The 9,334-nt window shown below is 41.3% G+C and carries 11 protein-coding genes and 11 tRNA genes; 1 reads left to right on the top strand and 21 read right to left on the bottom strand.

Translation table 11 applies throughout. The features are described from left to right. Positions 1-129 precede the first annotated feature (129 nt). The 12 genes from MPH60_RS27345 to MPH60_RS27290 all read right to left on the bottom strand — a co-directional run bounded on the left by MPH60_RS27345 (position 130) and on the right by MPH60_RS27290 (position 1,865). Positions 130-203, bottom strand: a tRNA-Gly gene (locus MPH60_RS27345). A 29-nt stretch (positions 204-232) separates the two neighbouring features. Beyond that, positions 233-309 (bottom strand) — tRNA-Pro (locus MPH60_RS27340). Positions 310-316: 7 nt separating this feature from the next. Beyond that, positions 317-393: transfer RNA gene (locus MPH60_RS27335), tRNA-Arg, on the bottom strand. 18 nt (positions 394-411) lie between these two features. Continuing rightward, positions 412-497: transfer RNA gene (locus tag MPH60_RS27330), tRNA-Leu, on the bottom strand. Positions 498-556: 59 nt separating this feature from the next. Further along, a tRNA-Leu gene (locus tag MPH60_RS27325) sits at positions 557-638 on the bottom strand. A gap of 9 nt (positions 639-647) precedes the next feature. After that, positions 648-723, bottom strand: a tRNA-Lys gene (locus MPH60_RS27320). A gap of 9 nt (positions 724-732) precedes the next feature. Next, a tRNA-Gln gene (locus tag MPH60_RS27315) sits at positions 733-807 on the bottom strand. Positions 808-889: 82 nt separating this feature from the next. Further along, a tRNA-Asp gene (locus MPH60_RS27310) sits at positions 890-965 on the bottom strand. A 25-nt stretch (positions 966-990) separates the two neighbouring features. Next, a tRNA-Glu gene (locus tag MPH60_RS27305) sits at positions 991-1,062 on the bottom strand. An 18-nt stretch (positions 1,063-1,080) separates the two neighbouring features. Further along, positions 1,081-1,171, bottom strand: a tRNA-Ser gene (locus tag MPH60_RS27300). A gap of 7 nt (positions 1,172-1,178) precedes the next feature. Next, a tRNA-Asn gene (locus tag MPH60_RS27295) sits at positions 1,179-1,253 on the bottom strand. Positions 1,254-1,400: 147 nt separating this feature from the next. Beyond that, positions 1,401-1,865: a SprT family protein gene (locus MPH60_RS27290; RefSeq protein WP_241594498.1), complete on the bottom strand. Its 465-nt coding sequence runs from the start codon at positions 1,863-1,865 to the stop codon at positions 1,401-1,403. An 83-nt stretch (positions 1,866-1,948) separates the two neighbouring features. On the opposite strand from MPH60_RS27290, the gene cmpA reads away from it, so the two are divergent. Next, positions 1,949-2,068, top strand: coding sequence for a cortex morphogenetic protein CmpA (gene cmpA / locus MPH60_RS27285; RefSeq protein ID WP_241594497.1), 120 nt, complete (start codon positions 1,949-1,951; stop codon positions 2,066-2,068). A gap of 58 nt (positions 2,069-2,126) precedes the next feature. On the opposite strand, the gene MPH60_RS27280 is transcribed toward cmpA, so the two are convergent. From MPH60_RS27280 to MPH60_RS27240, 9 genes are all read right to left on the bottom strand, one after another. Beyond that, on the bottom strand, positions 2,127-4,310 hold the full coding sequence (locus MPH60_RS27280; RefSeq protein ID WP_241594496.1) for a Tex family protein: 2,184 nt from the start codon (positions 4,308-4,310) through the stop codon (positions 2,127-2,129). Between the two features lie 92 nt (positions 4,311-4,402). Then, positions 4,403-5,014: a PP2C family serine/threonine-protein phosphatase gene (locus tag MPH60_RS27275; RefSeq protein WP_241594495.1), complete on the bottom strand. Its 612-nt coding sequence runs from the start codon at positions 5,012-5,014 to the stop codon at positions 4,403-4,405. Next, positions 5,011-5,799: an RNA polymerase sigma factor SigB gene (gene sigB, locus MPH60_RS27270; protein WP_241594494.1), complete on the bottom strand. Its 789-nt coding sequence runs from the start codon at positions 5,797-5,799 to the stop codon at positions 5,011-5,013. Before sigB ends, MPH60_RS27275 begins: the two co-directional genes overlap by 4 nt. After that, positions 5,777-6,250 (bottom strand): anti-sigma B factor RsbW, encoded by a 474-nt coding sequence (gene rsbW / locus MPH60_RS27265; RefSeq protein WP_241594493.1) that lies wholly within the window; start codon positions 6,248-6,250, stop codon positions 5,777-5,779. The genes sigB and rsbW overlap by 23 nt, the downstream gene beginning before the upstream one ends. After that, positions 6,247-6,579 carry an anti-sigma factor antagonist gene (locus MPH60_RS27260; protein WP_241594492.1) on the bottom strand — a complete coding sequence of 111 codons (333 nt, stop codon included), beginning with the start codon at positions 6,577-6,579 and terminating at the stop codon, positions 6,247-6,249. Before MPH60_RS27260 ends, rsbW begins: the two co-directional genes overlap by 4 nt. A 59-nt stretch (positions 6,580-6,638) precedes the next feature. Further along, complete coding sequence (locus MPH60_RS27255) at positions 6,639-7,649, bottom strand: PP2C family protein-serine/threonine phosphatase (RefSeq protein ID WP_241594491.1); 1,011 nt, start codon at positions 7,647-7,649, stop codon at positions 6,639-6,641. A gap of 9 nt (positions 7,650-7,658) precedes the next feature. Continuing rightward, positions 7,659-8,060 (bottom strand): anti-sigma regulatory factor, encoded by a 402-nt coding sequence (locus MPH60_RS27250; protein WP_101225983.1) that lies wholly within the window; start codon positions 8,058-8,060, stop codon positions 7,659-7,661. A gap of 3 nt (positions 8,061-8,063) precedes the next feature. Next, positions 8,064-8,420, bottom strand: a complete 357-nt coding sequence (locus tag MPH60_RS27245; RefSeq protein WP_048682053.1) for an STAS domain-containing protein — start codon at positions 8,418-8,420, stop codon at positions 8,064-8,066. A gap of 2 nt (positions 8,421-8,422) precedes the next feature. Then, entirely contained in the window at positions 8,423-9,250 is an 828-nt protein-coding gene (locus MPH60_RS27240; protein ID WP_048682050.1) for an RsbT co-antagonist protein RsbRA, read from the bottom strand. Between the last annotated feature and the right edge of the window lie 84 nt (positions 9,251-9,334).

Here is a 9,334-nt window from a genome sequence, read left to right as displayed (position 1 = left end):
GTTCGTCCTGAGCCAGGATCAAACTCTCCGAAGAAATGTTTGACTTGCTCATTTGCTTTTTTGATAGTGTGTGCTCACTTAAAATTTAACGTTGGCGCTTTGTTTTGTTCAGTTTTCAAAGAGCAATAATGGAGCGGGTGAAGAGAATCGAACTCTCATCATCAGCTTGGAAGGCTGAGGTTTTACCACTAAACTACACCCGCATTTAATTTTAAAATATTTCCAGAAAGAATGGTCGGGAAGACAGGATTCGAACCTGCGACCCCTTGGTCCCAAACCAAGTGCTCTACCAAGCTGAGCTACTTCCCGTAAAATATGGTGCGCCCGGCGGGAGTCGAACCTACAACCTTCTGATTCGTAGTCAGATGCTCTATCCAATTGAGCTACGGGCGCTAATTTCTATGATGTTATTGGTGCGGCCGAGAGGAGTCGAACCTCCACGGGGTTTCCCCCACTAGGCCCTCAACCTAGCGCGTCTGCCATTCCGCCACGACCGCGAAAGCGACTTTGTAAGTTTAACACCTTTTCAACTTGATGTCAAGAAGAAAATTATCAGTGCGGGTGAAGGGACTTGAACCCCCACGCCTTGCGGCGCCAGATCCTAAGTCTGGTGCGTCTGCCAATTCCGCCACACCCGCGAAAATAAATGGTGAGCCATGAAGGATTCGAACCTTCGACCCTCTGATTAAAAGTCAGATGCTCTACCAACTGAGCTAATGGCTCTAAATAAAATGGCTGGGCTAGAAGGGATCGAACCTTCGCATGACGGAATCAAAATCCGTTGCCTTACCGCTTGGCTATAGCCCAATAATCAATTACTAATTAACAGCCAGGATAATATTATATCACGATAATATTATTTTAGCAAGTATTTTTTAGAAGAAAAAAATGGCGGTCCCGACGGGAATCGAACCCGCGATCTCCTGCGTGACAGGCAGGCATGTTAACCGCTACACCACGGGACCAGTATTTTGATTACGCATAAGAAAGTGACCCATACGGGATTCGAACCCGTGTTACCGCCGTGAAAGGGCGGTGTCTTAACCGCTTGACCAATGGGCCTTAATAAAATAATGTAGCTGGCGGAGAAGGAGGGATTTGAACCCTCGCGCCGCTTACGCGACCTACACCCTTAGCAGGGGCGCCTCTTCAGCCTCTTGAGTACTTCCCCAAAAAAATGGCTCCGCAGGTAGGACTCGAACCTACGACCGTTCGGTTAACAGCCGAATGCTCTACCACTGAGCTACTGCGGAATAATGAAAATTGGGTTCCTTTTTCACGCTCAAGGACCTTAGTGTTTGTCGTTAAGAACAAGTTGTTATCTTGTCGACTCTTATGATTATAAAGAGGTTGCAACTTAAAGTCAAGGGTTCTTTTATGTTTTTTTATATTTTTGTTTTTCAGTCCTTAAACCCTTGGTAAATCAATGTTCCGCGACATTTACCACAAACGAAACGGGTTGTGTCGATTCGCTTTTTTCTTATATATACCTGCTGACAGTCTTCACATATATATTGGATAGTATTCATCTTTTTCTTTAATTGGTTAGATGGCAGCGGCTCGCAAAATCTCGGAGCCCCCACTTTTTTGAGTAATTGCTTAAAGTCGGCATCACGATGCTGGTACCCTTTTTTCTCGATGTGCAGATGATAATGGCACAATTCATGCTTAATGATTCCTATCATTTCTTCCACACCGCGTTCATCAAGATACTTCTTATTGATTTCTATATTGTGTGAACGGAGCAAGTATCGTCCCCCTGTTGTTCGGAGGCGCGGGTTAAAACTCGCTTGGTGTCTAAAGGCCTTCTCAAAGTCTTTCAACGATATTTCTTCCACTAGTTTTTGCAATTGCCAATTATCCATTTCCCCCTCCCTTTCCTTGGTAACATGACAACCCATTATAACATAGACTAATAATACAATAGGAAATTAAGGGAGGAAAAGCTATGCCTAATTGGTTCCAGAATCAAATCCGCAAAGCCTTTTATGATAAGGATTATTATCAAGTGAAGATGTTGAATCAATGTTGGTTTTTTTATCAAAAGAAAGAAAGCCTCCGGTTATAAATTTAACTTCGTTCCATATAAAAAAACCCCTTCTAATATAGAAGGAGTTTACCATAGGCTAGTTTTGATCCTTTGGCTCGAGCATCGTTAAAGATACCCTTTGTTTTTGGGAGTCAACCCGTTCAACCCAAACCGTCACAACATCCCCAACGGCAACTACATCCAATGGGTGCTTTACAAACTTGTTGCTCAGTTTAGAAATATGAACCAGTCCATCCTGCTTAACACCAATGTCCACAAACGCACCGAAATCCACAACATTCCTCACTGTACCTTGTAATTCCATCCCAGTTTGCAGATCCTCCATTTTTAGTACATCCTGCTTAAGCAGTGGTTTTGATAATTCATCCCGAGGATCTCTTCCCGGTTTCATCAAATCATCTATGATATCTTTTATCGTAATTTCACCAATTTCCAATTCATCGGCCAAATCCGCCGGATTTAGTTTGCCTAATTCTTCATTCAGGGCTGCACTGCCTAAATCTTCTGATGTGAATCCCATTTTCTTTAATAATTTATTCACGGCACTGTAGTTCTCAGGATGTATCGCGGTTTGATCTAAAGGCTCATCTCCATTGATGATACGCAGGAACCCTATACATTGTTCATATGTTTTGGCACCAAGCCGGGGAATCTTCTTTAATTGCTTCCTGCTTGAAAACTTCCCTTCCTCTTCCCTTTTCTTCACAATATTTTGAGCAACCGATTTTGATAAACCAGCTACATATTGCAAAAGTGACGATGAAGCGGTATTGACATTCACACCCACCTGGTTAACAGCTGTTTCTACTACAAAGGTGAGGGATTCCGTTAACTTTTTCTGGGACACATCATGTTGATATTGACCCACCCCCACGGATTGTGGGTCAATTTTAACAAGTTCAGCAAGGGGATCCTGAAGCCTTCTTCCTATCGAAACTGCACTTCTCTGTTCTACTTGAAGATCCGGAAACTCTTCACGGGCAATATCCGAGGCTGAATATACACTGGCTCCCGCTTCATTTACAATTATATATGAAATATTCCCTTTCACTTCTTTCAAAATATCTGCGATGAATTGCTCTGATTCACGTGATGCCGTACCATTCCCTATTGCCACAATCTCAACCGAGAACCGCTGAAGTATTTCAATCGTTTTTTCACGGGCAGCATTAAGTTTCGCAGCAGGAGGATGCGGGTAGATCACACTGATATCGAGAACCTTTCCGGTTTCATCAATGACAGCCAACTTACAGCCTGTCCGATATGCCGGATCAAGGGCGAGGACCACTTTTCCTTTAAGCGGGGGCTGCAAGAGCAGATTCCGCAGGTTTTCAGAGAAAATATGGATAGCTTGATCCTCAGCTTTTTCCGTCAGCTCTTTTCTGATCTCCCGTTCTACAGAAGGCAAAATCAATCGCTTTAGCCCATCCTCAATTGCAGATTTAAGAACACCTTGGGCTTCAGATTTGTTATTTTTAATGATTTTCCGCTCAAGATGACCAATGATGATTTCACTCCGGGGCTGAATGGAGATTCGCAGGACCTCTTCCTTTTCACCTCTATTCAGCGCCAACACCCGATGCGGCACTATTCTTTGAACCGGTTCCTCGTATTCATAGTACATCTCGAAGATTTTTTTCTCGTCCTTCTCTTCATTTTTCACAGTTGAAACCATTTTTCCGGCTTTGAAAATTTCAGCCCTTATCCACTTCCTTAATTCAGCATCATCGGAAATATGTTCAGCTATGATATCCTGCGCTCCAGCAATAGCCTCTTCAATAGAAGAAACTTCTTTTTCTGCCGATATGAATTCTGCAGCTTTTTCGCTAACACTGGCATGCATTGGACATTCCAGAAGCCAATTGGCCAGCGGTTCAAGACCCTTTTCTTTAGCGACTGTTGCTTTCGTTCTCCTTTTTTGCTTGAATGGCCTATATAAATCCTCGACCTCCTGCAGTTTTGTTGCCTTCTCGATTTGTTTCGTTAATTCTTCCGTCAATTTTCCCTGTTCACCAATTGAACGCGTAACTTCCGCTTTCCTCTGGCCAAGGTTTTCCAGATAGCTCCACCTTTCCATGATGGAACGAATCTGGACTTCATCAAGCGAACCCGTCATTTCTTTTCTATACCGCGCAATAAAAGGGACAGTGTTCCCCTCTTGCAGCATCTGTATGACGTTTTGGACTTGATGATTTTTCAAAGTTAGCTCATTGGATATTTGTTTAATCAGTTCCTTCAATGTATCTTCTACAACGATCATTATGTTTACCTCCAACGTTTTGATCTAATAAGTATAGTCTAGCAAATGAGTGATGAAGTTGCGAATTCCATACAAAAAAGCTCACTTCCGAATTATGGCGAAAGTAAGCTTCCTAAAATGAAAGTTGTATCATCTGCAGTTAATGGACTGCTTTTTAATATACATTGTGCATTCTTATCGATCGGGACCAGCCTTTTTAAAAATGATTTAGCTCCCTTAAGTTCTAAACCATCGGAATGAAGAATGAATTTTGCATTTGGTTCATATTTGTAGCTCTGCGTCCTGTATGTTTGTTTCCTTCCGGATAAATACCCTGTAACAGGTAAAGGGTAAACTAGTTTATCGTCGCTTGGATTATACAGGAAAAAGCGTATGTTACCCACTGAACTGTATACAAATTCATTCTTGTCATAAAATATCTTCAAAATCGAAACGGCTGCCCCACGCTTATCGACTAAAACCTGGTTACACACTGCCATTAATGATTCTACATCCAACTCATGATTACGTTTAACTTCCTCGATGACGGCATGGGAGGAATCATAAGCATTTTTGCCGCTGCCTAGACCATCTGCCAGAACACACACAAAGTAATCTTTCGTATGAAGAAAGAAGTAATCATCGCCACAATAAACCATCCCGTTTTTAGACGATTGAGAGACAAGGACTTCTATTTTTTCTCCCCTCAGAATATCTTTGATCACTGAATTAACTCCGAGTTTTCAGCATTAATGGCTTCTTGAAGCTTTTTGATCGCACGGCGTTGGAGCCTTGAAACATGCATTTGGGAAATCCCCAGTTTATCGCCAGCTTCTTTCTGGCTTAAGTTCTCTAAATAAGTATGTTGAATGATCATCTTTTCACGGTCACTCAGAACATGCAGCACCTTTTCAAGCACAAGCCGCTGATTGACCTTTTCAAAACCTTCATCGACATTCCCGAATATATCAAGCAATGTGACAGTACCGCCATCAGAATCCGCCTCAATAGAATGATCCACAGATAAAGCTTGATAGCTTTTTCCCATTTCCATCGCTTCTAAAACTTCTTCTTCAGTTACACCTATACTATCGGCTATTTCATCTATTCTTGGTGAACGATGCAGAGTTGTCGTCAATTCCTCGACAGTCACCCTGATTTTCGGACCAAGTTCCTTAATTCTCCTTGGCACATGGACACTCCATGTTTTATCACGAAGGAACCTTTTGATTTCACCGATTATAGTAGGGACGGCAAATGCCTCAAAGCTCTTACCGAAAGATTCATCATATCGTCGAATGGCACCTAATAAACCAATCATGCCGACTTGGGAGATATCCTCCTGAAATGATTTTCCTTTCGCATACTTGCGGGAAATTGTTTCAACTAAACTTTTATAATGGATGACTAGATTACTCTGCGCTTCATCATCTTGATTCTGCTGGTAAGCTCTAATCCATTCATTTACCTGTTCTTTTTGTGCCTGATTAGGTTGAGACTGTTTTTGCATCCATCTCCACCTGCTCTCCTTCTAAAAACTTAGTCATAAATACTGTAACCCCATCATGTTGATGAATTTTAACATCATCCATCAGAGTTTCAATAAGGTAAAGACCCAAGCCTCCTTCTCTCAAAAGTTCGACTTTTTGTCCATTTTCGTATGGACCGAGTCCTTGACGAACTTCTTCGAAATTACAGCTCTTGCCACTATCAGAAACCATGACCTCCAGACGGTCAGGATAAAGGCCGAAACTCACTTTCACTTCACCTTTATCAGAATCCTTATATGCATGCTGTACCGCATTGGTACAAGCCTCACTTGTAGCGATTTTCAAATCCTCAATTTCATCATACGCAAATCCCATCCGGCTTCCTATCCCAGAAAGCGTTAAACGAATGACACCGATGAATTCTGGTTTTGCAGGTATTTTCATTTCGATGTAATCATATACTTGACTCATTCTAACCCACCCTCTGTACCACTTTTAATATCAATGATATCTGCAAGACCTGTTATATCAAATAAACGTCGTAACCTTTCTGATAAACCAACTAGTGTGAATTCTCCATTATGTGCCCTTACGCTTTTGAAAGCACCGACAAATACCCCAAGTCCCGTACTATCCATATAAGAGACTTCAGATAAATCAATCGTAATTGAAACATTATCCTGCTCTGAAATCGGAAATAGTGATTCCCTTAATTTCGGTGCAGTATAGGCATCGATTTCACCTTTTAGTTTTACAACAAATTCAGTATTTAATTCATTAACATCTACAGTTATATTCATCCTTGACCCACCTCTTCAAATCCTCTTCATTCCTATATCTATACCCAGCAGAAACAATACTAAACATTTGATTTTAAAATTATTAATGTAAAATCATCCCTTAGTTGGAAATTCTGCATTTTCTCCAATTGTTTAAATATATTATTCACCATTTCCTGGGCTTGCAAATGCATATTCTTTTTAATGAAACCGATAAGTGTTTCCCTTTCTATGAACCCATCATACGTCCGGCACTCCGTTACTCCATCGGATAATAAAATGATCATGTCTCCACGATTCACCGTTTTTTCATATTGGCGATACCTTGTTTTTTTATCAACTCCAAGCAACAAGCCCTTTGCATCCAAATCGCTAAAAGTACCTGTTGCGGCATCATAGTAAAAGCCAGGTTCATGTCCGGCTGAAGCATAGGAAAATTGCCTGTCATGCGGATCATATAAACCATAGAACATGGTTATGAACATGCTTGGATCCACATTATGCTCCACAACACGGTTCAAACTCTCAAGCACACTATTCGGTTCATGACGATGCTCGGGAAGACTGTCCATCGCATATTTGATCATCGACATGCACAATGCAGCAGGAATCCCTTTTCCTATAACATCTGCTATCCCTACTCCTATACGATCATTTTCATCTTGGACGAAATGATAGTAATCTCCGTTCATCTGTCTCGCCGGAACACTGATCGCTCCAATTTCAAGAGCTTTGATATCAGGAATTTTCGTTTCCAAAAGGGTATGTTGAACGCTTGCCGCAATCTCGATTTCCGTTTTCAGTTCCTGCTGTTGATGTCTAAGGCTTTGATGTTCACGGTATGCAATCCCGTAGCCCATCATGACTTCTAGCAGAAAATCGAAAGAATCCAATACTTTCCCCGGTAAGTCCGGGTAAAGTTCCATTAAGTTATTTTTATGCATACTGATGATTTCTTCTGGAGATATATTGTATTTGATATGTAGGCGGCTAATCTTTTGTCCTTGGTAGAGTGCCTGCTCATTTTGGTCTTTAAGATAAGTAGAAAGCGCCTCATGATACTTTTTCTCCATGTTCTCCCTAATATCCATATTCCCCCCCTAACGGAGCCATTTCGTAGCGATGATCTTAGTCCCTTCACCTGGTATCGAATCAATATCAAAGTCATCCATTAAACGTTTGGCTCCAGGAAGACCTGCACCCAATCCCCCTGAGGTGGTATATCCATCTTCCATAACTCTGCGGATATCCTCAATTCCCGGCCCTTGGTCCTCTGCAATGATTTTCAATCCTGACTTCCCATTTATATTTAGCTTTTCTATGCTAACACTGCCTTGTCCAGCATATAGGTATATGTTTCGGGCCAATTCGCTAATGGCAGTTGTGATCCTGGCCTGGTCTACAGTACCGAACCCCAACTCTTTAGCGACATTTCTTCCGAGCTGCCTTGCAGCTACGATGTCCCATTCATTTATGATTTTTACGCAGGATTGGAACTCCATTCTTTAATCCCCCAATTCCTGTTGTAATTTCTCCAGGCCTTTCTCTAAGTCTAATGCTGTCAGAACATCATCGAGACTAATTCCCAGTTCAATTAATGTTATTGCAACAGCAGGCTGGATCCCCGTAATTACAACTTTGGCCCCCATAAGCTTAGACATGCTAAAGACATCGCCCAATACCTTTGCGATAAAAGAATCAATAAAATCTATTGAGGTAATATCTATAACGACGCCATTCGCACTTGTTTCATGAATCTTATGCAGTAAATCCTCTTGAAATTGAAGGGCTGTCACATCATCCAATTCCCACTGTATAGAGACTAACAAGCAGTCATAAAGCTTTAATATCGGAATCCTCATACTTATCCCTCCACCTTTACGATCTTACGGCTCGTTAATTCCAAAGCAACTTCTATCCCTTTTTTCAATGTATTTTTTGTAATCACTTCATTTAAATTAATTCCAAGATTAACGATGGTTTGAGCAATTTCAGGACGGATACCGCAGAGTATACATTTTGCGCCCACTAAACGGACAGCCTCCGCCGCTTGTATGATATGATGGGCAACCATGGTATCCACGACCGGCACGCCTGTTATATCAATAAGAACAACTTCAGATCTATGCTTAACAACGCCAGTCAACAGGTTTTCCATTATCTGTTTGGCACGTTCCGTATCAATCGTACCGATCAGCGGCATTACCGTTATTCCTTCCAATACAGGAATGAGCGGTGCCGAAAGTTCTTGTAACGCTATTTTTTGCATGGAAACAGTTCTTTCCCAAGTTTGAGTATATATATTGACTATTTCATTATTTATCGGTGTGGCCCATTTATCCAAATGGTTAACAAGATTGACTTGATTATCAGGAGTAACCAGACCCTTTTCCACCATACCATTAATGACAATTAACGTGAATTTATGAAGTCCTTCATTGACGAAAGTGAGAGGCCATCCCAATTGGACGACTTTCTCGGCAAAATCTGAAAGCTTCAATGTGAATTCCTTGTTTTTACTATCAACGTTCGTGATGATCATATCTATAAATTCACTGCTCGTTTGCGTGAACATTCGATCTGAAACGACTTTAATTAATCTTTCATCCGTACTTTCCTTCATGATGCCCATCCACTCAGTAAGGATGTAATCTTGATTTTGCTTAATAAAATCGTAAACCAATTGATTCATAATATCCTCCCATTCTAACACAATTGCTTTGTTTCCCTGTCCTCGTCACAAGGATGTTAACTAACTGTAATGTTATTTCCATTT

It is taken from the genome of Peribacillus sp. Aquil_B1, from assembly GCF_022603275.1.
Classification (GTDB): Bacteria; Bacillota; Bacilli; order Bacillales; family DSM-1321; genus Peribacillus.
The sequence above is the reverse complement of the archived record's forward strand: the minus strand, read 5'-3'. Positions and strand labels throughout refer to the sequence as shown.

Excerpts from the sequence above, each read along its gene's own strand:
- MPH60_RS27260 (WP_241594492.1), bottom strand. The coding sequence starts at position 6,579 with ATGAATATAACTGTAGATGTTAATGAATTAAATACTGAATTTGTTGTA.
- MPH60_RS27240 (WP_048682050.1), bottom strand. The coding sequence starts at position 9,250 with ATGAATCAATTGGTTTACGATTTTATTAAGCAAAATCAAGATTACATC.
- rsbW (WP_241594493.1), bottom strand. The coding sequence starts at position 6,250 with ATGAGTCAAGTATATGATTACATCGAAATGAAAATACCTGCAAAACCA.
- MPH60_RS27290 (WP_241594498.1), bottom strand. The coding sequence starts at position 1,865 with ATGGATAATTGGCAATTGCAAAAACTAGTGGAAGAAATATCGTTGAAA.
- MPH60_RS27250 (WP_101225983.1), bottom strand. The coding sequence starts at position 8,060 with ATGGAGTTCCAATCCTGCGTAAAAATCATAAATGAATGGGACATCGTA.
- MPH60_RS27280 (WP_241594496.1), bottom strand. The coding sequence starts at position 4,310 with ATGATCGTTGTAGAAGATACATTGAAGGAACTGATTAAACAAATATCC.
- sigB (WP_241594494.1), bottom strand. The coding sequence starts at position 5,799 with ATGCAAAAACAGTCTCAACCTAATCAGGCACAAAAAGAACAGGTAAAT.
- MPH60_RS27255 (WP_241594491.1), bottom strand. The coding sequence starts at position 7,649 with ATGGATATTAGGGAGAACATGGAGAAAAAGTATCATGAGGCGCTTTCT.
- cmpA (WP_241594497.1), top strand. The coding sequence starts at position 1,949 with ATGCCTAATTGGTTCCAGAATCAAATCCGCAAAGCCTTTTATGATAAG.
- MPH60_RS27245 (WP_048682053.1), bottom strand. The coding sequence starts at position 8,420 with ATGAGGATTCCGATATTAAAGCTTTATGACTGCTTGTTAGTCTCTATA.